This is a genomic window from Micromonospora sp. NPDC000207, from assembly GCF_040300925.1.
GTDB lineage: Bacteria > Actinomycetota > Actinomycetes > Mycobacteriales > Micromonosporaceae > Micromonospora.
Genome location: NZ_JBEPEQ010000076.1, coordinates 1 through 23,554, shown reverse-complemented (window position 1 = coordinate 23,554; position 23,554 = coordinate 1). Strand labels below are relative to the sequence as shown.

17 protein-coding genes and 1 pseudogene are annotated in these 23,554 nt (G+C 72.6%); 7 read left to right on the top strand and 11 right to left on the bottom strand.

Annotated elements, in window-relative coordinates:
• Positions 1-26 precede the first annotated feature (26 nt).
• From ABT336_RS18780 to deoC, 8 genes and pseudogenes are all read right to left on the bottom strand, one after another.
• Positions 27-1,086, bottom strand: a pseudogene (locus ABT336_RS18780) (SatS C-terminal domain-containing protein).
• A 313-nt stretch (positions 1,087-1,399) separates the two neighbouring features.
• On the bottom strand, positions 1,400-3,304 hold the full coding sequence (gene cydC / locus ABT336_RS18775) for a thiol reductant ABC exporter subunit CydC (RefSeq protein WP_350897900.1): 1,905 nt from the start codon (positions 3,302-3,304) through the stop codon (positions 1,400-1,402).
• Complete coding sequence (gene cydD / locus ABT336_RS18770) at positions 3,301-4,971, bottom strand: thiol reductant ABC exporter subunit CydD (protein WP_350897899.1); 1,671 nt, start codon at positions 4,969-4,971, stop codon at positions 3,301-3,303. The genes cydC and cydD overlap by 4 nt, the downstream gene beginning before the upstream one ends.
• A 101-nt stretch (positions 4,972-5,072) precedes the next feature.
• The gene (locus ABT336_RS18765) at positions 5,073-5,978 is read right to left on the bottom strand and encodes a M56 family metallopeptidase (protein WP_350897898.1); all 906 of its coding nucleotides are present in this window, start codon (positions 5,976-5,978) and stop codon (positions 5,073-5,075) included.
• A 10-nt stretch (positions 5,979-5,988) separates the two neighbouring features.
• Positions 5,989-6,453 carry a BlaI/MecI/CopY family transcriptional regulator gene (locus tag ABT336_RS18760; protein ID WP_350897897.1) on the bottom strand — a complete coding sequence of 155 codons (465 nt, stop codon included), beginning with the start codon at positions 6,451-6,453 and terminating at the stop codon, positions 5,989-5,991.
• 83 nt (positions 6,454-6,536) lie between these two features.
• Complete coding sequence (locus ABT336_RS18755) at positions 6,537-7,361, bottom strand: aldehyde dehydrogenase family protein (protein WP_350897896.1); 825 nt, start codon at positions 7,359-7,361, stop codon at positions 6,537-6,539.
• Complete coding sequence (locus ABT336_RS18750; protein ID WP_350897895.1) at positions 7,354-8,865, bottom strand: aldehyde dehydrogenase family protein; 1,512 nt, start codon at positions 8,863-8,865, stop codon at positions 7,354-7,356. The genes ABT336_RS18755 and ABT336_RS18750 overlap by 8 nt, the downstream gene beginning before the upstream one ends.
• Before the next feature lie 5 nt (positions 8,866-8,870).
• On the bottom strand, positions 8,871-9,830 hold the full coding sequence (deoC, locus tag ABT336_RS18745) for a deoxyribose-phosphate aldolase (RefSeq protein WP_350897894.1): 960 nt from the start codon (positions 9,828-9,830) through the stop codon (positions 8,871-8,873).
• A gap of 115 nt (positions 9,831-9,945) precedes the next feature.
• Here deoC and upp point away from each other — a divergent pair, with 115 nt between their 5' ends.
• From upp to ABT336_RS18720, 5 genes are all read left to right on the top strand, one after another.
• The gene (upp, locus tag ABT336_RS18740) at positions 9,946-10,578 is read left to right on the top strand and encodes a uracil phosphoribosyltransferase (protein WP_350897893.1); all 633 of its coding nucleotides are present in this window, start codon (positions 9,946-9,948) and stop codon (positions 10,576-10,578) included.
• 77 nt (positions 10,579-10,655) lie between these two features.
• Positions 10,656-11,333, top strand: coding sequence for a GOLPH3/VPS74 family protein (locus ABT336_RS18735; RefSeq protein WP_350897892.1), 678 nt, complete (start codon positions 10,656-10,658; stop codon positions 11,331-11,333).
• Between the two features lie 132 nt (positions 11,334-11,465).
• The gene (locus ABT336_RS18730) at positions 11,466-11,996 is read left to right on the top strand and encodes a PadR family transcriptional regulator (RefSeq protein ID WP_350897891.1); all 531 of its coding nucleotides are present in this window, start codon (positions 11,466-11,468) and stop codon (positions 11,994-11,996) included.
• Positions 11,993-12,688, top strand: a complete 696-nt coding sequence (locus ABT336_RS18725; RefSeq protein WP_350897890.1) for an ABC transporter ATP-binding protein — start codon at positions 11,993-11,995, stop codon at positions 12,686-12,688. Before ABT336_RS18730 ends, ABT336_RS18725 begins: the two co-directional genes overlap by 4 nt.
• Positions 12,685-14,973, top strand: coding sequence for an FtsX-like permease family protein (locus ABT336_RS18720; RefSeq protein WP_350897889.1), 2,289 nt, complete (start codon positions 12,685-12,687; stop codon positions 14,971-14,973). The genes ABT336_RS18725 and ABT336_RS18720 overlap by 4 nt, the downstream gene beginning before the upstream one ends.
• Before the next feature lie 27 nt (positions 14,974-15,000).
• Here the strand turns inward: ABT336_RS18720 and ABT336_RS18715 are convergent, their stop codons facing one another.
• Positions 15,001-16,815, bottom strand: a complete 1,815-nt coding sequence (locus tag ABT336_RS18715) for a phospho-sugar mutase (RefSeq protein WP_350897888.1) — start codon at positions 16,813-16,815, stop codon at positions 15,001-15,003.
• Positions 16,816-16,911: 96 nt separating this feature from the next.
• Entirely contained in the window at positions 16,912-19,161 is a 2,250-nt protein-coding gene (locus tag ABT336_RS18710; protein WP_350897887.1) for a serine/threonine-protein kinase, read from the bottom strand.
• Positions 19,162-19,361: 200 nt separating this feature from the next.
• On the opposite strand from ABT336_RS18710, the gene ABT336_RS18705 reads away from it, so the two are divergent.
• A complete protein-coding gene (locus tag ABT336_RS18705; protein ID WP_350897886.1) occupies positions 19,362-20,945 on the top strand; it encodes an acyl-CoA mutase large subunit family protein in 1,584 nt (527 codons plus the stop codon).
• A 454-nt stretch (positions 20,946-21,399) separates the two neighbouring features.
• Positions 21,400-22,659 carry an amidohydrolase gene (locus ABT336_RS18700; RefSeq protein WP_350897885.1) on the top strand — a complete coding sequence of 420 codons (1,260 nt, stop codon included), beginning with the start codon at positions 21,400-21,402 and terminating at the stop codon, positions 22,657-22,659.
• On the opposite strand, the gene ABT336_RS18695 is transcribed toward ABT336_RS18700, so the two are convergent.
• Positions 22,616-23,554: DUF4349 domain-containing protein (locus ABT336_RS18695; protein WP_350897884.1), on the bottom strand; the 939-nt coding region annotated here is incomplete at its 5' end. The genes ABT336_RS18700 and ABT336_RS18695 overlap by 44 nt on opposite strands.

Sequence of the window (23,554 nt, the reverse complement as noted above, 5' to 3'; positions counted from 1 at the left end):
CAGTGACTGATGCTCCCCGCTCCGGGTCAGTCGCGCCAGTCCACTACCGCAGAGATCTTCCCGACAATGGTGCGCCAACCCAAACTGGCGGTCTGCGCGCCGATCTTGCGCAGTCGTCGCCGACCGAAGAACCCGCCGACACCGCCCTTGACGGTGGCCCGCAGCGCCTCGTCGAGGTCGTCGAGGCTGGACCCGGCGGAGAGCATGTCGAGGACGGCCGGCAGGCGCAGCGCGTACGACAGGTCACGGGCGGCCTCACCGGCCTGGATCAGGAGGTTCGGGTCCCACGTGTCGTGCCCGCCGCGCAGGTTCTCCACGACCAGGTCCAGCTCGTAGGTGTCCTCGTCGAGCGGGGCCACGTCGGCCGGTTCGATCCGTTCGGACAGATCATTCCAACTGTCCAGTTGGGACAGGTCGTTGGGCGCCCCGGACCGGACGAAACTGACAAGCGCCTCGGGGGTCTTGAACAGCAGCAGGTGGCCCTTGTGGGTCAGGAAGACCGGCACCTCCTCGTCGCCGGCCGGGTCCTCCTCCTCGGCCGCCTCCTCGTCGGTGTCGTCGTCGTCCGGCTCGTCCTCGGAGTCGTCGTCCGACTTCTTGCCGTCGGTCTTCTCGTCGTCGGTCTTCTTGCCGTCCGACTTCTTGGTGCCGCCGGTGACGCCGGCCGCCTCCCGATCGCTCGCGGCGAACTCGTCGGCGACCTCCTCGTCGAGGATGACGACGGTCTCGTCGTCCTCCTCGACGGCCTGCCGCCGGGCCAGGAAGGGGTCGTCCTGGTCGCGTTCGGCCACGTCGGTGGGGGTCACCTCACGGGCCGGCCGGTACGCGCGAAGGGTGAAACCGGTGCCCCCGGCGGGCAGGGCGATCTCCACCGGGTCGATGCGTACCTCGTCCCAGAGCGAGCGGTCCCGGTCGACGGCCGGCACCTCGTCGGCGTCGGTGTCGACGTCGTCGGGCTCGGCCGCGCCGCCGGGGTCGTCGGGCTCGGTCGACGCGGTGGTGTCGTCGAGCTCGGGCTCGTCGGCGTCGGGCCGTTGGGGCGACTGGCGGGCCACGCTGACCTCCGGTTTGCTTCGGGTTGCCCACTCGGCGGCGTCTCCTGCCCCGAGTGACTCTGCGCACATACCCTAGTGGGCGACTCCGGTACTGCGCTGCGCGCACCCCGATGACGACCCTCCGTCAGACGTGAGGTGACTTCACGACTGTCGGTCCGGTCGCCACCCGGACGTCCTCCCCCGCTGGCACCGGTCCGGTACGACCAGGGCACACCGTACGGCCGACGGACGCCTACGCGTCACCTCCCCGCCACACAGTCGACACGCGACCGAGTGACCACACCCACAATGCGAGACGGCTCACCATCTTCTGGACACCCCCGGACAGGGGGCCGTCCCCCGGCTCAGGGGGCCAGGGCCAGATAGCCCCGCTCGGCCGCCTCCTGGAGCAGCCACTGGTCCCGGTACCACCCGGGGCGTCGGACCAGGTCGGCGTGGCTGCCGCGCTGGAGCACCCGGCCGGCGTCGAGCACCACGACCTCGTCCATCTGCGCCAGTCCGCGCAGCCGGTGGCTGATCAGGACCACTGTGTGTCCGGCGGGGGTGGCCGCCAGAGCCGAGTCGAGGACCGCGTCGGCCGCAGCCGGATCCAACCCCTCGGTCGGCTCGTCGAGCACCAGCACCCCCGGGGCGGCGAGGAGGGCCCGGGCCAGGGCCAGTCGTTGGCGTTGACCACCGGAGAGCTGGCCGCCCTGTTCGCCGACGACGGTGTCCCAGCCATCCGGCTGCTCGCGTACCCACTCCAGCAGACCGGCCGCCCGGGTCGCGGCGGTCAACTCCTCCGGGTCGGCCCGAGGGCGGCCGAGCACCAGGTTCTCCCGGACCGTGGCGTGGAAGACGTACGCCTCGGCGAGCAGACCGCCGACGGCGGCGGGCAGGGCGTCGGCCGGGTACCCGGTGAGGTCCACCCCGTCCAGGGTGACCCGACCGGTGGTGGGGCGTACCGAGCCGGTGAGGACGGCGGCGAGGGTGCTCTTGCCCGCGCCGCTCGGCCCGACCACGGCGATCCGGCGTCCGGCGGGCAGCTCCAGGTCGAGCCGGTCCAGCGCCGGGGCGGCCCCGGCCCGGTACCGGACGGTGACCGACTCGAACCGGACCCGGTGCGGCGTCCCGGCCGACCCGCCCCGCGAGCCGGTCTCACCGGAGGCAGCGGTGTCACCGGGGGCAGCGGTGTCGTCGGGGGCGGCGGCTTCACCGGGAGCGGCGGTGTCGTCGGGGGCGGCGCTGGAACCGGGGTCGGGGGCGGAGTCGATCAGGGTGGCGATCCGGCCCAGACCGGCCCGCAGTTGGGTCCACTGCCGGGCGGCACCCACCAGAGCCAGGGCGATCTCGACCGCCGCCAGGGTGCCCACGGCGAGCACCCCGACCAGGACGCCGTCCACGCCGGACCGGAGGCCGACGACGACCACCGCCGCCGCCGTCAGACCGGCCACCAGCACCCCGGCCGCGTCGACTGCGAAGCCTGCAGCGGCGAGGCGACGTTCCAGCCGGGCCAACCTGTCGGCCCGGCGACGGGCCCCGTCCAGGGCGTGTCCGGTGGCGCCGAAGGCGGCCAGGTCGGCGGCACCGTGGGTCAGGTCCACCGCATCGGCCGCGAGCGCCCCCCGCAGCGGGGCGACCTCGGCGGCCCCCCGCCGGGTGAGCAGCGTGGCCAGGACCGGCAGCGCCACGCCGGCCACCAACAGCCCCACCGCGAGGACCCCGGCGGCGGCCGGAGAGAGCAACGCGGTTCCGCCGACCGCCAGGACACCGACCGACACTGCGGCACCCGCCGGCACCACCACCCGCAGGAGCAGGTCCTGGACCGTCTCGCCGTCGGAGACCAGGCGGCTCAGGGCGTCCCCGGAGGGCTGACCGGTGCCGTCGCGGCGGGCGGCCAGGCTGGCGAAGACCTGGGCCCGTACGTCGGCGACCAGCCGCAGCACCGCGTCGTGGCCGGCGAGCCGTTCGGTGTACCGGAACAGCCCCCGGCCGATGGCCAACGCCCGTACGCCGACGATCGCCACTGTCAGCCGGTCCAACGGTGGCTGCCCGGCGGCGGCCATCAGCAGCCAGGTGGCGGTGGCCATCAGGGTCAGCCCGGCCAGCTCCGTCGCGGTGGCCAGCGCCCCCGCCCCGACCAGCCGCCGCAGGTACGGCCGGGTGAGCCGGAGCACGGTCCGCTCGGCGGCCAGTCGACCGGTACGGCCCCCGTGCCCCGCCGTACCGCTGTCGTCAGGGGCGGGGCCGGTGGTCGGTCGGCCGCTCATCCGAGCACCTCGGCGTGGGGAGTTAGTTCGGTGACCCGTCCGTCCACGACCCGCAGGACCCGGTCGGCGTCGGTCAACAGGGCGGGGCGGTGCGCCACCAGGACTGCGGTCCGGCCGTCGACGAGCCGACGGGTGGCGTCGAGGACCGCCGCCTCGCTGGCAGTGTCGAGTCGGGCGGTCGGCTCGTCGAGCAGCACGATCGGGGCGTCCCGCAGGAACGCCCGGGCCAGGGCGACCCGTTGCCGTTGCCCGCTGGACAGGCCGTGGCCGCGTTCGCCGAGTCGGGTGGCGAGCCCGTCGGGCAGGGCGGCCACCACGTCGTCGAGGGCGGCGGCCCGTACCGCCGGGGCGAGCGCCGCGTCGGGGGTGTCCGGGGCACCGAGTCGGATGTTGTCGGCCAGTGAGGTGGCGAAGAGGTGGGCCCGCTGCGGCACCCAGGCCACCTCCCGACGCCAGGCGTCCAGGTCGACGTCGGCCAGGTCGACGCCGTCGACGGTGACCCGGCCCTCGGTCGGGGTGACGAATCCGAGGAGGAGGCCGATCAGGGTGCTCTTGCCCGCGCCGCTGGGGCCGACGACGGCGATCCGCTCGCCCGGACGGATGGTCAGGTCGACGTCGCGCAGGGCGGTGGTACGCGGGTACTCGACGCTCACCCCGACGAACCTGATCTCGCCCCGCCCGGTCGGGGCCGGGGCGCGACCGGCCCGGGGGGCGTCGGGGCCGGTGGGGGAGACGGCGAAGGCGTCGTTGAGGGCGCTGAGCCCCTCCATGCTGGCGTGGAACCGGGCACCGGCGGTCCGGAGGGGAAGATACGCCTCCGGGGTGAGCAGCAGCACCAGCAGGGCGGTGGACAGGGCCAGCCCTCCTTCGAGCAGACGGATCCCGACCGGCACCGCGACCAGCGCCACGGACAGGGTGGCGACCAGCTCCAGGACCAGCCCGGAGAGGAAGGCGATCCGCAACGTCTTCATGGTGGCGACCCGGTGGCCGTCGGCCATCCGACGGACCACCTCGACCTGCGCCCGGTCCCGGCCGAAGACCCGCAGGGTGGGCAGCCCGGCCACCATGTCCAGGAAGTGTCCGCCCAGTCGGGACAGGCGTCGCCACTGCCGTTCGGTGGCGGCCTGGGCCTGCCAGCCGAGCAGCGCACCGAAGATCGGAATGAGGGGCAGGGTGGCAGCGATGACCAGCGCCGAACTCCAGTCGGCGACGAAGACCCGCAGCAGGACGGCGGCGGGCACCGTGACGCTGAGCACCAGCTGCGGCAGGTACCCGGTGAAGTAGGCGTCCAGCGCGTCCAGCCCGCGCCCGGTCAGGGTGGCCAGCTGTCCGGCCCGCTGCCCGGCCACCCACTCGGGGCCGTGCCGCCCCACCGCGCCGAGCAGGTCCCCGCGCAGGGTGGCCTTGACCGTCGCGGCCAGCCGGGCGGCGACGGTGCCCTGCGCCCAGGTCAGCGCCGACCGGGCGGCCACCGCAGCCAGGAACCCGGCCAGCGCGGGCCGGTGGAGGCGACCCTCGAACCCGGTGGCCAGGAGGGTGGCCAGGGCGGTGGCCTGGGCGATGATCAGCAGCGCGGCGACCACGCCGAGCACGGCGAGCAGCGCGAGGTCGCCCCGGGCCGAGGGAACCCGGCGCAGCAGACGCGGATCGAACGGACGGCGGTTCACCGGTGGTCCGGCCTCCGGTGGGCGAGCCGTCCTCGCAACACCCAGCAGCACATCGCCCGAAAGCCTAGTCGGGTCGCCCGGACCGGCAGCGCCATGCCCGGTCAGCTCAGGAAGAGGGTGATGGGAAGGGCGGCGAGGTTTGTGGTCAGGGTCAGCGCGGCGGCTCCGAGCAGCCGGGGCGGGCGGCCGGTGACCAGTAGCCGTTGCACCCGTACGTCGAGGTCCCGGTCGCCGACGCCGAGGGTGCCGGCCGGGGTGATCCGGTTGCCCGCCGCGGCGAACCGGCGCAGCGCCCCCGCCAGCGGGGCGTCCTCGTGCAGTTGCCGGGCCTTGTCGTCGGCGCGCATCTCGACCAGCAGCGCCACCCGGTCGTGTGCCCGGTGCACCCACCGCAGCCAGGGCAGCGCCCGGCAGAGCGCGGTGAACGGCAGGAGCACCAGGTCGTGCCGCTCCTGGGCGTGGGCGCGCTCGTGGGTGAGGACCGCCGCCAGTTCGGCCTGGTCCAGCAGGTCCAGGGTGCCGGCGCTGACCACCACCCGGGGTCGCATCCCGGGCAGGCAGTACGCCGCCGCGCCGGGATGGTCGAGCACCAGCGCACCGGGGGCGGCCGGATCGTCCCGGGCGACGAGGGTCAGCAGGTCCCGGTGTCGCCGCTGGGCGCGTACCGCAGCGTGGACGCTGCGTACGGTGGTGGTCAGCAGGACCGCCCCGATGCCGAAGCCCACCCCGACCAGGGACAGGTGCACCACGCTCACCTGCGCCGGCAGCCTGCCGTGGAGCAGGTCGTCGGCGAGGGCGAGCAGCGCGCCACCCGTCGGCCGGTCGTACGCGGCCAACCCGATCGCCATCGGCAACCCCATCGCCGACAGCCCCAGTGCCAGGCCGACCGCCTGCCAGCAGACGATCGCCACCCGGGGACTGCGCCACGTCCAGGTGGAACGGGACAACACCTGGGCGGTCAGCCAGCAGGCCAGCACCGCTGCGGCGAAATGCACGGCGTACGCCACGACCGCCGCCCTACCGGTCCGTGGCCTCGTCGACCACGGCCGGCTGTCGCCGCCCACCGCCCGGCTCGGTCGCCGGGGTCTCGCCCGACCGGGCCGTCGGCGCAGGGGTCAGCCCGGCCTCGGCACCCAGCGCGGCCCGGAGCACCTCGGCCTCGGTGCCGGTGACCGACCGGGCGAAGCGGACCAGGGCCGCGTCCCGGCTGCCACCGAGGTCGAGGGCGTCCAGCATGAGCTGGGCGATGTACGCCTCACGGCTGGCCGCCGCCTGGTACCGCCAGGCCCGGCCCTCCCGCCGACGCTGCACCATCCCCTTGCCGGCCAGCCGGTCCAGGACGGTCATCACAGTCGTGTACGCCAACTCGCGTCCGTCGAGGGCCTCGGCGACCTCGCGGACCGTCACCCCGTCCGACGTGGCCGGGACGGTGTCCCACAGTACGTCCATCACCGCACGTTCCAGATCACCGAGCCGAGTCACGCCGCAATCCTACCCCCGGTAGTAGAACCGCCCTCGTCCCGCCCGAGCAGCGACTGCCCCGGGACCTGCCGGGACGGCCCGGGTCAGACCCCCTTCGGGTGCCAGACCGTCTTCGTCTCCAGCAGGGCGGTCATCCGGGTCACCCCCGGATCGGCGAACCAGTCGTGGTCGGCCGGGACCGGCCGCAGGACCCGCTTCAGGTTCTCCGCCGCCTGGACCTCCAGCTCGGTGGCGAAGGCGGGGTCGGCCACCCCGGCCAGGTCGATCGCGTTGACGTCGAGGTGACCCGCCAGGGTCGGCACCGTCTCGGCGAGCGCCCCGGTGAGGATGTTCACCACCCCGCCGGGGAGGTCCGAGGTGGCCAGCACCTCGGCTAGGGTCACCGCCGCCAGGGGCGCCGACGGCGAGGCCGCCACCACCACGGTGTTCCCGCTCACGATCGCCGGGGCGATCACCCCGACCAGGCCGAGCAGCGCCGGTCCGGCCGGTGCCACCACCGCCACCACCCCGGTCGGCTCCGGTGCCGACAGGTTGAAGTACGGCCCGGCCACCGGGTTCGCCCCGCCGTACACCTGGGCGAGCTTGTCCGCCCAACCGGCGTACCAGACCCACCTGTCGACCGCCGTGTCCACCTCGTCGCCGGGAACGCCGAGCGCGACGAACTGCTCCCGGCGGCCCTCCAGCATCTCGGCGACCCGGTAGAGGATCTGACCCCGGTTGTAGGCGGTCGCCGAGGACCACCCCTGCACCGCCGCGCGGGCGGCGACCACCGCGTCCCGGGCGTCCTTGCGGGAGGCCAGGGCGACATTCGAGGACTGCACCGGATACGACCGTCCCGACTCGCTACGGGGGAACTTCCCACCGATGAAGAGTTTGTACGTCTTGCGTACCGCGACCCGCTCAGCCATTGAGGTACGCCTCCAGTCCGTGCCGGCCACCCTCGCGGCCGTAGCCCGACTCCTTGTACCCGCCGAACGGGGACGTCGGGTCGAACTTGTTGAACGTGTTGGCCCAGACCACCCCGGCCCGGAGCCGGTCGGCGGTCCACAGGATCCGGGACCCCTTCTCGGACCAGATCCCGGCCGACAACCCGTACGGCGTGTTGTTCGCCTTCTCCACCGCCTCGGCCGGGGTGCGGAAGGTCAGCACCGACAGCACCGGGCCGAAGATCTCCTCCCGGGCGATCCGGTGGGCCTGGGTGACCCCCGTGAAGATGGTCGGGGCGAACCAGAAACCCCGTTCGGGCAGCTCGCACGGGGGAGACCAGCGGTGCGCCCCCTCGGCCGAACCGGCGTCGGACAGTTCCCGGATCCGGGCCAGCTGGGCGGCCGAGTTGATCGCCCCGACGTCGGTGTTCTTGTCCAGCGGGTCACCGACGCGGAGTCGGGCCATCCGCTGCTTGAGGGCGGTCAGCACCTGCTCGGCGACGGACTCCTGGACCAGGAGCCGGGAACCGGCGCAGCAGACGTGCCCCTGGTTGAAGAAGATGCCGTCGACGATCCCCTCGACCGCCTGGTCGACAGGGGCGTCGTCGAAGACGATGTTGGCGGCCTTCCCGCCCAGCTCCAGGGTCAGCTTCTTGTCCGACCCGGCCACCGACCGGGCGATGGCCTTGCCGACCTCCGTGGAGCCGGTGAAGGCGACCTTGTCCACGCCCGGGTGCTCGACCAGGGCCCGCCCGGTCTCGCCGGCCCCGGTGACGATGTTGACCACGCCTGGCGGCAGGTCGGCCTGCTGGCAGATCTCGGCGAAGAGCAGGGCGGTCAGCGGGGTGGTCTCGGCCGGCTTGAGCACCACTGTGTTCCCGGCGGCCAGCGCCGGGGCGATCTTCCAGGCCAGCATCAGCAGCGGGAAGTTCCACGGAATGACCTGCGCGGCCACCCCCAACGGACGCGGCTGCCCGCCGCTGGGACCGCCCGTCGGCTGCCCGCCGCTGGGCTTGCCGGTCGGCTGCCCGCCGCTGGGCTTGCCCGTCGGCTGCCCGCCGAAGCCTGCGTACTCCAGCTTGTCGGCCCATCCGGCGTAGTAGAAGAAGTGTGCGGCCACCAGGGGCAGGTCGACGTCGCGGGACTCCCTGATCGGCTTGCCGTTGTCCAGGGACTCCAGGACGGCCAGCTCCCGGGAGCGTTCCTGGATCAGTCGGGCGATCCGGTACAGGTACTTGGCCCGGTCCCGGCCGGGCATCCGGCCCCACACCTTCTCGTACGCCTTGCGGGCGGCCTTGACCGCCCGTTCGACGTCCTGCGGGCCGCCCTCGGCGACCTCGGCGAGGACCTCCTCGGTGGCGGGGTTGACCGACTTGAACCCGCCGCCGTCGGCCGGATCCACGAACCTGCCGTTGACGAAGAGCCCGTAGGACGGTTTGAGGTCGACCACCGAGCGGGACTCGGGGGCGGGCGCGTATTCGAACATCACGTTCAGTCCAGGGTGAAGTAGTCGGGACCGCCGTAGCGGCCGGTCGTCAGCTTGGTCCGCTGCATCAGCAGGTCGTTGAGGAGGCTGGACGCGCCGAACCGGAACCAGTCCGGGTCCAGCCAGTCCGCGCCGACGGTCTCGTTCACCAGCACCAGGTACTTGACGGCGTCCTTGGTGGTCTTGATCCCTCCGGCGGGCTTCACCCCGACCTGCCGCCCGGTGGCGGCCCGGAAGTCGCGGACCGCCTCCAGCATCACCAGGGTCACCGGCAGCGTCGCGGCGACCGGAACCTTGCCGGTGGAGGTCTTGACGAAGTCACCACCGGCGAGCATCGCCAGCCAGGAGGCCCGCCGGACGTTGTCGTACGTCCCCAGCTCGCCGGTCTCCAGGATCACCTTGAGGTGGGCCGACCCGCAGGCCTGCTTGACGGCTGCGATCTCGTCGTGGACCTCGGTGTACCGGCCGGCGAGGAACGCCCCCCGGTTGATCACCATGTCGATCTCGTCGGCACCGGCCTCGACGGCGGCCCGGGTGTCGGCCAGCCTGACCTCCAGGGGGGCCTGACCGGAGGGGAAGGCGGTCGCCACGCTGGCCAGGTGGACCGGGGACCCGCGCAGCACCTCGGCCGCGTACGGCACCATCGACGGGTAGACGCAGACCGCGCCGACGTGCGGGCAGGACGGGTCGGCCGGGTCGGGGCGCAGCGCCTTGGCGGCCAGTGCGCGTACCTTGCCGGGGGTGTCCGCCCCTTCGAGGGTGGTCAGGTCGACCATCCGGATCGCCAGGTCGATCGCCTGGGCCTTCGCGGTGGTCTTGACCGATCGGGTGCCGAGTCGAGCCGCCCGCTGTTCCGCGCCTGTCTGGTCCACGCCGGGCAGCCCGTGCAGGAAGCTCCGCAGCGCGGTCTCGGATCGCCCCAGGTCGGTCAGGTCCGACCGGGCCGACGTCGTCGTCGCCGTCATGGCCGGAAGTCTACGCATGCCCAGGTGGACCGTGCCCAGCGACGATCGTCTACCTCACGTTCGGTGCGGCTGTGGGCGCACCGCCCGACCCGACCAGCGGGTAGGTTGAGCGATCGTGGACGTACACGTCATCAACCATCCGCTCGCCCAGTCGCGGCTGACCGCCATGCGGGACGCGCGTACCGATTCCGCCTCGTTCCGGGCGGCGCTGCACGAACTCACCACCATGCTGGTGTACGAGGCGGCCCGGTCCTTCCCGGTGGAGACGTACCCGGTCACCACCCCGGTCACCGAGGCGCAGGGCACCCGGCTGGCGAACCCGCCGTTGCTGGTGCCGGTGCTGCGGGCCGGGCTCGGGATGGCCGACGCCGCCCTCGGGCTGCTCCCGGAGTCGTCGATGGGCTTCGTCGGGCTGGCCCGCGACGAGGAGACGTACGAGCCGCGCGCCTACATGGAGTCGCTTCCCCGGGACCTGGCCGGGCTGCCGGTGCTGGTCCTCGACCCGATGTTGGCCACCGGCGGTTCCCTGGAGCACTGCTGTCGGCTCCTGGCCGACCGGGGCTGCACCGACATCACTGTGCTCTGCGTGCTGGCCGCCCCCGCCGGGATCGAGCGGCTGGAACGGTCCGGCCTGCCGCTGCGACTGGTCACCGCGAGCATCGACACCGGCCTCAACGACAGCAGGTTCATCGTCCCCGGCCTCGGTGACGCCGGCGACCGCCAGTTCGGCGGCATGCCCCGCTTCTAGGAAAGAAAAGGCAGGTGGGGTGGTTGTGGCGCGACTCCGTTCCGGTCGGGTGCGCCGACCGGCTAGCGTCTCGGGCCATGACTGGTGAAGCGATCGCCGAAGAACTCCTCCTCCTCGCGTACGACGACGAAACCGGCAAGGCGACCATGCCGCGGATCAGCCTGGATCTGGGCATGGCCGCCGCCGTCCTGGTGGAGTTGGCGCTGGCCGGTCGGATCGCGTACGCCGACGGCAACCTCTCGGTGGTCGACACCACCCCCACCGGCGCGCCGATCGTCGACGAGGTGCTGACCCGGATGGCCGCCGACGAACCGCTCTCGTCGTCGTCGTGGGTGCAGCGGCTGCGCCACGGACTGCGTGACCGGATCCTCGGTGACCTGGTGCAGCGGGGTGTGGTCCGCGACGTCGAGGAGACCGAGCTGGGCTTCATCGTGGTGCACCGCTACCCGATGGTGGACCCGTCGGTGGAGGAGGACACCCGGCGACGGCTGACCGAGGCGCTCACCGGTGGCCCGGCTCCGGACGAGCGGACCGCCGCCCTGGCCACCCTGGTGGCGGCGATCCGGATGGAGCCGGTCCTGGGGCTGACCGGGGAGGCCGCCCGCGACGTGGACAAGCGGTTGGCGGAGATCGCCGGTGGGGCCGGCTTCTCCGGCGAGGTCAGCATGGAGGACTCGGTGGTCCGCCCGTCGGTGGCGTTGGTCGTGATCGCTCTCGGTCAGGCTGTCGACGCCGCCCTCGGCCCCCGCCGGTGACGTCACTGCGGTGATCGGAGCGCCCGGGGCCGGTGTCCCGTCACCGGCCCCGGGCGTTTGAGTCTTCTGGTCACATGGCCGCTCCCACCTGCATATACATGAGATGTATAGCTGGTGTGTATAGTGGTCGGCATGTCTGTTGGCTTTGCCCTGCTGGGCCTGCTGGAGCGCGGCCCCCGGCACGGCTACGAGTTGAAGCGCTCCTACGACGACCAGTTCGGCCACGGCCGTTCCCTGCACTACGGGCAGGTCTACGCGACGCTGGCCCGCCTGTTGAAGAACGGCCTCGTGGAGGTGGAGTCGGAGCCCGGGGCGGGACCGGACCGCAAGCGGTACGCCATCACCTCGGCCGGTGTCACAGATGTGGAGAGCTGGCTCGGCAAGCCGGAGCAGCCCGAGGCGTACCTACAGAGCAAGCTCTACACCAAGGTGGTGTTGGCGCTGCTCACCGGCCGGGACGCCGTCGACCTGCTCGACATCCAGCGCGCCGCCCACCTGAGCCAGATGCGGGAACTGACCAACCGCAAACTCACCGGGGACCTCGCCGACCAGCTCGTCTGCGACCACGCCCTGTTCCACCTGGAGGCCGACCTGCGGTGGCTGGAGCTGACAGTGGCCCGGCTGGACCAGCTCCGTGCCCAGGTGCGCAAGGAGGACCGATGACCACCCCGAGAACGGACCCGCCGCTGCTGACGGCGGAGGACCTGACCAAGACCTTCGGGGTCACCCCGGCCCTGGACGGCGCAACCCTGCAGGTGTACGCCGGCGAGGTGCTGGCACTGATGGGACCCTCCGGTTCCGGTAAGTCCACCCTGCTGCACTGCCTCGCCGGGATCGTCGCCCCCGACGCCGGGCGGGTGACCTACGCCGGTCGGGACGTGTTCGCGATGTCCGACGCCCAGCGCTCCGCCCTGCGGCGTACCGAGTTCGGGTTCGTCTTCCAGTTCGGCCAGTTGGTGCCGGAGCTGACCTGCCTGGAGAACGTGGCGCTGCCGCTGCGGTTGGCCGGGGTCCGTCGGCGGGAGGCGAACCGGCGCTCCGCCGAGCTGCTGACCCGGCTGGAGGTCTCCGACGTGGCGCAGAAGCGTCCCGGTGAGGCCTCCGGCGGGCAGGGCCAGCGGGTCGCCGTGGCACGGGCCCTCGTCACCGAACCCAAGGTCATCTTCGCCGACGAGCCGACCGGCGCCCTCGACAGTCTCAACGGCGAGCGGGTGATGCAGCTGTTCATCACCGCCGCCCGGGAGACCGGCGCGGCGGTCGTCCTGGTCACCCACGAGGCGCGGGTCGCCGCGTACTCCGATCGGGAGGCAGTGGTCCGCGACGGGAAGGTCCGCGCTCCGGAGTTCGCCCGATGAGCGCCCCCGGACGTCGCGGGCCGACCGCCTGCTTCGGCGACCTGCTCCTGGGCATCCGGCTGGGCGTGGCCGGAGGCCGTTCCGGCTGGTTCCGTCTGGTGATGACAGCGGTCGGGGTGGGGCTCGGCGTGGCGATGCTGCTGACCGCCACCGCCCTGCCCACCGTCGGGCTGGCCCGCGCCGACCGGAGCGAGGCCCGGAGTCCCGGGCCCGGGGTGGAAGCGCCCGGACCGGACACCCTGCTGTACGCCAAGGCCGACACGAACTGGCGGGAACTGCCCGTCGGTGGGCTCCTCCTCCGGCCGGAGGGCGGTCAGGCGCCGGTGCCACCCGGGGTGGAGCGCAATCCCGCCCCGGGGGAGATGGTCGTCTCGCCCGCCCTCGCCGAGCTGCTCGCCGCACCGGACGCCCGGCTGCTGGCCGAGCGGCTGGACGCCAGGGTCGTCGGCACCATCGCCCCGGAGGGGCTCTCCGGCCCCCGTGACCTCTTCTACTACCTCGGTGTGGACTCGCTGGAGGCCGGATCGTTCGGGGTGAGCCGGACCGACACGTTCGGCGGCGGGGGTCGGGGAGACGGGGCAACCCTGCCGGCGGTGTTCCTGGTCCTGGCCATCCTGGGGCTGGTGGTCCTGCTCCTACCAGTGATGATCTTCGTGACGACCGCCGTACGGTTCGGCAGCGAGTCCCGGGACCGACAGTTGGCGGCGATCCGACTGGTCGGCGCGGACACCACGACGACCCGCCGGATCGCCGCCGGTGAGACCCTGGTCGGCACCCTGCTGGGGATGGTGGTCGGCGGTCTCCTCTTCCTCGCGGCGGGCCGGATGGTCGGGGACCTCGTCCCGGTCCGGTTCAGCTTCTTCCCCGCCGACCTGCGCCCGGTACCCGCCCTGGTCGCCCTGGTCGTCTTGGTCGTGCCGACCGCCGCCGTCCTGGTCACCCTGTCGGCGCTGCGCGGGGTGATGATCGAACCGCTCGGCGTGGTCCGGCGTGGCCGTCAGCGACGGCGTCGACTCGGGTGGCGACTGGTCCCCCCGGTGCTCGGCGTGCTGCTGCTCGCCCCCCTGGTCGGTGGGTTGACCGACGGCACCGGCACCCTGGTCGAGGTGCAGATCACCGCCGGGGTGACCTTCCTGCTGCTCGGCATGGTGCTCCTGCTGCCCTGGCTCGTCCAGTCCGTGGTCCACCGCCTGGGCGGTGGGGGAGTCGCCTGGCAGCTCGCCGTACGCCGGCTCCAGCTCGACAGCGACACGGCGGTCCGGGCGGTCTCCGGTATCGCGGTCTCGGTGGCCGGCATCATCGCCGTCCAGGGCGTACTCGGTGCCGGGCAGGCGGCGATGACGGACCGGCACGGGGACAGCACCCGTTTCCAGGCATCCGTGTCGGTCTACACCGAGCCGGTGGACTGGTCGGCGGAGCGGATCACCACGACCCTCGCCGACACCCCCGGGGTCGACACCGTCAACGCTGTCGCCCGTCCGTTCGGCGTCTCCGGCAGCTCGACAGTCGACGTCCTGATCGCCGACTGCGACGGCCTGCGGTTCTACGCACCCCTGCCCACCTGCACCGACGGCGACACCTTCGTCGCCGACGGCCGGGAACGCCCGGAGATCGCCCCCGGGGCGAGCATCGTCCTCGACGAGGACGACCCTGGGACGCGCTGGACGGTTCCCAACGGCATCCGGCCGGTCGAGCAGTACGACAGGCTCGTCGTGGCGGACCTGCTGGTCACCCCCGGCGCGCTCGCCGTACCGACCCCGGAGCCGTCCACGTTCCTCGTCCGGCTGGACGCCACCGACCCGGACGCGATCGAGCAGGTCCGCACCGCCGCGTACCGGATCGACCCGCTCGCCTTCGTCTCGGACTTCGACGAGCAGGTCACCAGCGGCCTGCTCGGCACCTTCGAGCAGGCGTTGCAGGTGGGGGCGGTCGCGCTGCTGCTGCTGATCGGGGCGAGCATGCTGGTGAACGTCCTCGAACAGCTTCGGGAACGCCGACGGTTGTTGGCGGTGCTCTCCGCGTTCGGCACCAGACGCCGGACCCTCTCCGGATCGGTGCTCTACCAGGTGGGGATCCCGGTCCTGCTCGGACTGGTTCTGGCGGTGGTCACCGGCGGTGGACTGGGGGCGCTGCTGCTCGCCATGGTGCAGGAGCCGATCAGGTTCAACTGGGCGGCGATCGCCGGGGTCACCGGCGCGGCCGCCGTGGTGGTCCTGGTCGTCACCGCCGCCAGTCTCCCCCTGCTGTGGCGGCTCACCCGGGCCGAGGGCCTGCGCACCGAGTGACGAGGTGACCCGACCGGAGACCGCCGCCTACACCCCGAGGGCGGCGGCGGTCTCCGCGCGCAGGGTGCGCAGGTCGGCGACCGCCCGCCGCCGCGCCGTCGGGACGTCACCGTCGGCCACCGGGACCACCACCTCCAGGTACGCCTTGAGCTTCGGCTCGGTGCCGGAGGGACGGATCACCACCCGGGCGGTGCCGGTACGCAGGATCACCACGTCGGCGTCGGGGAGCAGATCCTCCGCCGAGGTGACCGCCGTGCCGAGCAGGGTCTGCGGGGTGTGCTCCCGGATCCGGGCCATCGCGTCGGCGATCCGCCGAAGGTCGGTCACCCGGACCGAGAGTTGGTCGGTGTGGTGCACCCCGAACTCGGCGGCCAACTCGTCCAACCTGTCGGTGAGGGTACGGCCGGCGGCGTGCAGCTCTGCGGCGAGTTCGGCGACGGTCAGGGCGGCGGTGATGCCGTCCTTGTCGCGTACGTGATCCGGGGCGACGCAGTAGCCGAGCGCCTCCTCGTACCCGTAGACCAGGGGGTCGCCGCCGTCCCCGGCCCGTACGATCCACTTGAAACCGGTGAGCGTCTCGCCGTACGGCATCCCCCGGGCCGCACACACCGCCTTGAGCAGTGACGACGAGACGATGGTGGTGGCGTAGAGCCCTCGTACGCCTCGGCGCATCAGGTGGTCGGCGAGGAGCACCCCGACCTCGTCCCCGCGCAGCATCCGCCACCCGGACCCCACCCCGCCGACGGCCCCCGCCGCTTCCACGTCCACCCCGCCGACGGCCCCCGCCGCTTCCACGTCCAACCCGTTGGCCGTTCCCGGGGCCACGGCGGAATCCTCTGCCACGGCGGAGTCCTGGGCCACGTCTGCGTGTGGGGCCACCGGCTGCCGGACGACGACGGCGCACCGGTCCGCGTCCGGGTCGTTGGCGATGGCCAGGTCGGCGTCGGTGGCCTCGGCGAGCGCGACGAGACGGTCCACCGCACCCGGTTCCTCAGGGTTGGGGAACGCCACCGTCGGGAAGTCGGGGTTCGGTTCGGCCTGGTCGGGGACGATCCCGGGGACGGGGAACCCGGCGCGGGCGAAGGCGGCGGTCAGCACCGCCGCACCCACCCCGTGCAGGGGGGTGTACGCCACGGCCAGGTCACGGGGGCCGTCCGGGGTGGTCACCTCGGTGGCCCGCTCGACGTACCCGGCGACCACCTCGTCCCCGAGGACCTGACCGGGGAGCCCGAGCGGCACGTCGGCGAGGGGGCCGACCGCCCGGATGGCCGCCTCGATCCCGGTGTCGGCGGGGGGCACGATCTGCGCCCCGGCACCCAGCGGGCCACCCACCTGCTCACCGAGGTAGACCTTGTACCCGTTGTCCTGCGGCGGGTTGTGGCTGGCGGTGACCATCACCCCGGCCGCCGCGCCGAGTCGTCGTACCGCGTATGCCAGGACCGGGGTGGGCAGCGGGCGGGAGAAGACCAGCGCCGGGCGACCCGCCCCGGTGGCCACCTGGGCGGTACGGACGGCGAACGCGTGCGACAGGTGCCGGGCGTCGTACCCGATCACCAGGGGGCCGGTCGCCTCCTGGGCGGCGAGCCACCCGACGAGCCCGGCTGCGGCCTGGGTGACCACTGCGAGGTTCATCCCGTTCGGCCCGGCCCGCAGGGGACCCCGCAGACCGGCGGTCCCGAAGGTCAGCGGCCCGGCGAACCGGTCGGCGAGTTCGGCGGCGCTCTCCGGAAGCCGGTCGAGGACCGCCTGCAACTCCTCCCGCCCGGCCGGGTCGGGGTCGTCAGCGATCCAGCGTCGCGCCCGCTCGCGGAGTTCGTCGATGTCAGTGGTCTCGGCCGCCATGCCACGTTGATAGCACGACGGCGGACCGTCGTCGCACCTCCCCGGTGAGGGAAGGTACGAGAAGGCCCGCCGTCAGTGGTCGGGTCGAGGTGTCGGTCAGCCGCTTCCGGTGAGCTGGAAGGACTTCACCATCTCGTCGAAGATCGGCTTGCTCTCCTCGAACCGGTCGTGTCCGGAGGTGAGATAGAAGGAGTACGCCTTCCCGTCGTGCACCACCCCACGCCACACCCCGTGCCGACGCTGGTCGCCGTCACCGCAGGTGTACTCGAACTCGGCCGCCGCCTTCCCGGCCAACTCCGCCTCGCCCATGGCGAGCTGGTTGTACGGCTTCGCACAGGTGTTACGGGTACGCAGACCGTCCGAGGCGACCTCGGCCCAGCGTACGGAGGTGGTCCCGAAGTTCTCCACGATGATCCGTACCCGACGGCCGGAGTCCTCGGGGTCGGTGAAGTCCACGAAGCTGCCCCCGGTGGCCCGCTTCCAGTCCTTGGGGACCATCACCCGCACCCCACGGGCGGAGTGTTCCCGCAGTTCCAGGTCGGAGCCGACCGGCTCGGCGGTGGCCGAGGGCCCGGCCACCGGCTGTTGCTCGGGGCTCTCCTCGTCGCCTCCGCCCAGGGCGAACATCCCGATCACCAGCACCAGGACCAGCCCGGCGGCGGCGGCCACCTGCGTCCGGCGCGGCCAGGCCTTCACCGTGGCGACGAGTCGGCCCGCCTTGCCCTTGGCCGCGCCCTCTCCGGCCGGCCCGGACGCAGACGTGTTGGCCCAGGGCTGGCCGGTCCCCGGCACCGACCACTGGTTGCCGCCCCCGTAGGGACTCCCGCCGGCCGGTGGACCCCAGGCGGGCACGGCCTGGGTGGCGTCGGTGCCGGCCCCACCCGCGAGCGGGCCTGCCCCACCCGCCCCGAACCGCTGGGTCGCCTCGGCCTGACCGGTCCCGAACCGCTGGGTCGCCTCGGCCTGACCGGCCCCGAACCGGTGGGTCTCGTCCGAACGGTTGCCGTAGACACCGGGGGCGGCCTCGGCCGGTCGGGCACCGAACGGCCCCGCCGGGGAGGTCGGCCGGGCACCGAACGGATTCTGCTTGCTGGTCCCGAACGGGACCGCCTGGGTGGCGTCCGCCGCCGGTCCGGCCGCCGCCGCCCGGTCCTCGGCGCCCAGCCGCAGGGTCTCCTCGGCCGAGTCGCCGGTGGCGGGCTTGCCCGCCGGGGTCGGCATCAGGCCGGTCGGTGCGCCGGCCGAACCGGCCGTCCCGTCGGCACCCGGGGTCTGCTTCGAGTTCCCGCCCTTGGCGAGCGCTGCCAGTCGGTCGGTCAGCGACTCACCCGGGCCGATCATCGCCGACCCACCGATCGCCCCAGTCGGCTTCGGTCGGGGCTTCGCGGCGGGTGTCGGCGGGGTCACCGGGCGCTGCGGCGGCACCACCGCGTACGGGTCGGTCACCGAGTGGACGGCGGTGGCGTTGCTGGTCAGCGCGCCGGTGAGCAGTTCACGCAGTTGGGCTCGGGCGGTGTGGACGTCCATCCGCCGGGCCGGGTCCTTCTCCAGCAGACCCATCAGGACCGGGGTCAGCGGACCGCTGCGCGACGGCGTGGCAGGCGGGTCCTCCACCACCGCGTGCATCGTCTCGATGGGGTCGCCCCGGTCGAACGGCGGTCGGCCCTCCACCGCCGTGTAGAGCGTCACCCCCAGCGAGAAGAGGTCGCTGGGCGGGCCGAAGTCCTGTCCCATCGCCCGTTCGGGGGAGATGAAGTGCGGGGACCCGAGGACCATCCCCGGCGTGGTGAGCTGCACGTCGGTGGGCATCCGGGCGACACCGAAGTCGGTCAGCACGCAGCGCCCGTCGGTGCAGATCAGCACGTTGGCCGGCTTGACGTCGCGGTGCAGGACCCCGATCGAGTGCGCCACCTCAAGCGCGCCGAGCAGGGCGATGCCGATCTTGGCGACCGCCCTCGGGGCGACCGGCCCGTCCTCGATCACCATGTCGGCGAGGCTGCGGGCGTCGAGGAGTTCCATCACGATCCACGGGCGACCACTCTCGGTCACCACGTCGTACACCTGGACCACCGCCGGATGCTGGATGGCGGCGGCGGCGCGGGCTTCGCGCAGGGTCCGTTCGTACATCGCGTCGCGGTCGCTGGGGGCCAGCCCAGGGGGAAGGATGACCTCCTTCACCGCGACGTCACGACGGAGCAGGGTGTCTGTGGCACGCCAGACCGTGCCCATACCACCGTTCCCCACCGGGGAACGCAACGAGTATCGGTCACCGATGGTGGTGCCGGATGCCGCACGTCCGTTCGAGGGACTGGCTGGTCCGCCGCTCCACGTCGGAATCTGAGTCACAGAAAGGCCACCGGGGGAGTTCGAGGGGGGCTGGGACACAACCCCCCTATCTTGCTTGTTCAGACGCCCGATGCGAAACCCGACGCGGCGGACGATTATTTGAACGGTCGGTCTGACCCGGCAGTTCACCCCCGGCACCGACCCCGAGATGTGCGGTATCCCTCATCCTGCTCGACGGGGGTCCGTCCTACCATCCGGAGATGAGCGAACGGCGGTCGAGCGAGTCCGGATTCCCGATCAAGGACGTCTACACGGCGGCTGACCTCCCCGAGGAGCTCGACGAGCGGCTCGGTGCCCCGGGCGGATTCCCGTACGCCCGTGGGGTGTATCCCACCATGTACACCTCCCGGCCGTGGACCATGCGACAGTACGCCGGTTTCGGCACCGCCACCGAGTCCAACGCGCGATACCACCAGTTGTTGCGCGCCGGCACCACGGGTCTCTCCGTCGCCTTCGACCTCCCCACCCAGATGGGGTACGACTCGGACGACCCGATCGCACACGGTGAGGTCGGCAAGGTCGGGGTGGCGATCGACTCCATCGAGGACATGCGGCTGCTCTTCGCCGGGATCCCGCTGGACAAGGTCTCCACCTCGATGACCATCAACGCGCCCGGCTCGGTCCTGCTGCTGCTCTACCAGCTGGTCGCCGAGGAGAGCGGGGTGGCCGGGTCGCAGCTCAACGGCACCATCCAGAACGACATCCTCAAGGAGTACATCGCCCGGGGGACGTACATCTTCCCGCCGAAGCCCTCGCTGCGGTTGGTCGCCGACACGTTCGGTTACTGCCGTACGGAGGTGCCGAAGTGGAACACCATCTCCATCTCCGGCTACCACATGGCCGAAGCCGGTGCCTCGCCCGCTCAGGAGATCGCGTTCACCCTGGCCAACGGGGTGGAGTACGTCCGGGCCGCGCTCGCCGCCGGGCTGGCGGTGGACGACTTCGCCCCCCGACTGTCGTTCTTCTTCGTCGCCCGGACCACGCTGCTGGAGGAGGTGGCGAAGTTCCGTGCCGCCAGGCGGATCTGGGCTCGACTGATGCGCGACGAGTTCGGTGCCCGGAACCCGAAGTCGATGATGCTGCGGTTCCACACCCAGACCGCCGGGGTGCAGCTAACCGCCCAGCAGCCGGAGGTGAACCTGGTCCGGGTGGCGGTGCAGGGGTTGGCCGCCGTGCTCGGGGGCACCCAGTCGCTGCACACGAACAGCTTCGACGAGGCGATCGCCCTGCCCACCGAGAAGGCGGCCCGGTTGGCGTTGCGCACCCAGCAGGTGCTGGCGTACGAGACGGATCTGACGGCCACCGTCGACCCGTTCGCCGGGTCGTACGTCGTCGAGGCGATGACCGCCGAACTGGAGTCGAGCATCGACGCGTTGATGGCCCGGGTCTTCGAGTACGGGTCGTCGGTGGAGGCGATCGAGGCGGGGTTCCAGAAGCGGGAGATCGAGCAGTCGGCGTACCGGATCGCCCAGGAGATCGACTCGGCGGACCGGGTGGTGGTCGGGCTGAACCGGTTCACGGTCGACGACGACGAGCCGTACGAGCCGCTGCGGGTGGACCCGGCGATCGAGACGGCGCAGGCCGGACGCCTGGCCGAGCTGCGTCGGTCCCGTGACGCCGGGGTCGTCGACAGGTGCCTGGCCGAGGTGCGGGCGGCGGCGACGGGGACCGGGAACGTGCTCTACCCGATGCGGGAGGCGCTGCGGGAGCGGGCCACCGTCGGCGAGGTGTGTGGGACGTTGCGCGAAGTCTGGGGTACCTACCGCCCCAATGATCGGTTCTGACCCTCCGGGGCGGCGCGTCTGCGACGACGAAGTGATGATCTAGGTCGTCCGGGGTACTCCAGGTGATCTCAGAACGCACAGCGTGTGCGGTCTGCGGGAGGTGCGGCGTGTGAGCGTCGGACCGGCCGTCGCCGGGAGTCGTCGGGTAATTGTCGGAGCGTCAGGTGATCAGTCCGGCCAATGCCACAATTTGGAACGTAGCTCTCGGTGGTCGGCATCGTTTTTTGGGATCGCCGGCCGGTTACGCTTTGTAGGAGGTGTGGGGCAGATGACGGCCTTCGACCCCGATCTACCTGCTGTCCCGCAGGTTGTCGACCCCGTGCCGGAAGGTTTCGGTGACAATCCGCGATCGGACTACTACCGTAACGAGGTTGCGCAGCGTCACCGTCGGCGGTCTAGGCTGTCTGCTGTTCCGCCCGATGATCCATCCGTTTCTACTGATCGAGATGTCGCTGTGACGAGTGCGTTGACACTGCCCGGAGCCGGTCGACTGGCAACTGTGGAACCGCTGGAGTTCCCCGGATCCCAGCCGCTGCCGGCGGAGCTCGACCACCTTCTCGCGCTGCGCGTACCCGGACTGGTCGCCACCCGCCGTCACATCCACTCCCACCCGGAGCTGTCGGGTGAGGAGTTCGAGACCGCCGCGCTGATCGCCCGGGAACTCTCCCTGGCCGGGCTGAACCCACGGCTGCTGCCGAAGGGCAACGGCGTCATCTGTGACGTCGACGGGCGACCCGACGGTCCCGTGGTGGCGCTGCGTGCCGACATCGACGCCCTCCCGCTGACCGACGTCAAGGACGTGCCGTACCGGTCGACGGTGGACGGCGTCTGCCACGCCTGCGGCCACGACGTGCACACCACCGTCCTGCTCGGAGTCGGCATGCTGCTGGCCCAACTCGCCGACCTGGGGCAGCTCGACGGCCGGGTCCGGCTCATCTTCCAGCCGGCCGAGGAGGTCCTGCCCTGCGGCTCGCTGGAGGTCATCGAGGCCGGTGGCCTGGATGACGTCGTCCAGATCTTCGCCCTGCACTGCGACCCGAACCAGCCGGTGGGGAAGGTCGGTCTGCGGGTCGGCCCGATCACCGCCGCCGCCGACAACGTCACGGTCCGACTCAGCGGGCCGGGCGGGCACACCGCCCGCCCGCACCTGACCGTCGACCTGGTCGACGCCCTCGGCCGCCTGGTCACCGAGGTGCCGGCCCTGGTGAGTCGGCGGGTGCCGGCGAACAGTGGCCTCCTGCTGGTCTTCGGCCACGCCTCCGCCGGCACCCGTTACAACATCATTCCCTCCGAGGCCTCGGCCTCCGGCACCCTGCGGGTGATGGACCGGGCCACCTGGGACCAGGTGCCGAAGATCGTCGCCCAGGTGATCCGGGACGTGATCGCCCCGACCGGGGCCACAGTGGACCTGGAGTACCTGCGTGGTCGCCCCCCGGTCACCAACGACGCCCGGGCCATCGACATCCTCACCGCCGCCACCGCCGCCGCCCTCGGTCCCGAGGGGGTCGCGGAGACGCCGCAGAGCATGGGTGGTGAGGACTTCTCCTGGTACCTGGAGCACGTCCCCGGCGCGCTGGCCCGCCTCGGCGTCGGACGGGCCAGCCCCAACATCGACCTGCACCGCCCCACCTTCGACGTCGACGAACGGGCCATCCCGGCCGGGGTGCGGGTCATGGTGCAGACCGCGCTGCGGGCACTGGCGGCGGCTCGCTAGCCGGTCCGGTCGGACCGGTAGCGGGGTGGGCACCAGCCGAGGGCGGGGCGCCGGTCGGGTCGACCACCGGCGTCCACGCCGGGCCGACCGGGCGGCCGGGCGGCGGGGGCGGCGGGTTCCGTCGCCGCCTGCGGCGCAGCACCACCACGAGCGCCCCCACCGGTACGCCGATCAGCAGCAGCCACGGCAGGACCGCACCCAGCACGGTCAGCAGCACCGCCACCGACAGTCCGAAGGCCTCCCAACCGGCGCGCAGCCCGGTCAGGAACCCGGTCCTCTCCTCGTCGGCGGAAGCGGCGTCCGGGCCGACGAGCGTCACCGAGATCGTGGAGAGCGCGGTGAGGTCGGCCAGTCGACGCTTCTTCGCCTCCAGGGAGGCCAGGTCTGCCTCGCGGCTGGCGAGTTCCCGCTCCACAGTGACCAGGTCACCGATGTCCTCGGCCTGGGCCAGCAGTCGACGGGCGCTCTCCACCCGGGCCCGCTGGGTGGTGATCCGGGCGTCGAGGTCGACCACCTCCTCGGTGACGTCCTCGGTGACGATGTTGCGGGACTCCTGCCGACCGAGCTGTGCGAGCTGGTCGAGAACAGCCGTGAACCGCTCCGCCGGGATCCGCAGCGTCAGCTCGGCGCGGGCGTCGGACCCCCGGCTGCGCCGTTCGTCGCCGCCGACGAAGCCCCCGGCGGTGGTCGCCGCCGTGACCGTGGCGCGGGCGGCCTCCTCCACGTCCTGCACCTGGACTCGCATGGTCCCGGTGTAGACGATGGACCGCTGGTCGATCCGCAGGTCCGCCCCGGTCGCCTGGCCCTGCGCGCCCGGTCCACGTTCGGCCGGGGCCGGCGCCACGGCCCGGGGGGCGTCCGCCACCGGCCCGGCCCGGTCGGCTGTCGACTCGCT

Excerpts from the sequence above, each read along its gene's own strand:
- cydC (WP_350897900.1), bottom strand. The coding sequence starts at position 3,304 with ATGAGCGGCCGACCGACCACCGGCCCCGCCCCTGACGACAGCGGTACG.
- ABT336_RS18755 (WP_350897896.1), bottom strand. The coding sequence starts at position 7,361 with ATGGCTGAGCGGGTCGCGGTACGCAAGACGTACAAACTCTTCATCGGT.
- ABT336_RS18750 (WP_350897895.1), bottom strand. The coding sequence starts at position 8,865 with ATGTTCGAATACGCGCCCGCCCCCGAGTCCCGCTCGGTGGTCGACCTC.
- deoC (WP_350897894.1), bottom strand. The coding sequence starts at position 9,830 with ATGACGGCGACGACGACGTCGGCCCGGTCGGACCTGACCGACCTGGGG.
- ABT336_RS18735 (WP_350897892.1), top strand. The coding sequence starts at position 10,656 with ATGACTGGTGAAGCGATCGCCGAAGAACTCCTCCTCCTCGCGTACGAC.
- ABT336_RS18730 (WP_350897891.1), top strand. The coding sequence starts at position 11,466 with ATGTCTGTTGGCTTTGCCCTGCTGGGCCTGCTGGAGCGCGGCCCCCGG.
- ABT336_RS18725 (WP_350897890.1), top strand. The coding sequence starts at position 11,993 with ATGACCACCCCGAGAACGGACCCGCCGCTGCTGACGGCGGAGGACCTG.
- ABT336_RS18720 (WP_350897889.1), top strand. The coding sequence starts at position 12,685 with ATGAGCGCCCCCGGACGTCGCGGGCCGACCGCCTGCTTCGGCGACCTG.
- ABT336_RS18715 (WP_350897888.1), bottom strand. The coding sequence starts at position 16,815 with ATGGCGGCCGAGACCACTGACATCGACGAACTCCGCGAGCGGGCGCGA.
- ABT336_RS18705 (WP_350897886.1), top strand. The coding sequence starts at position 19,362 with ATGAGCGAACGGCGGTCGAGCGAGTCCGGATTCCCGATCAAGGACGTC.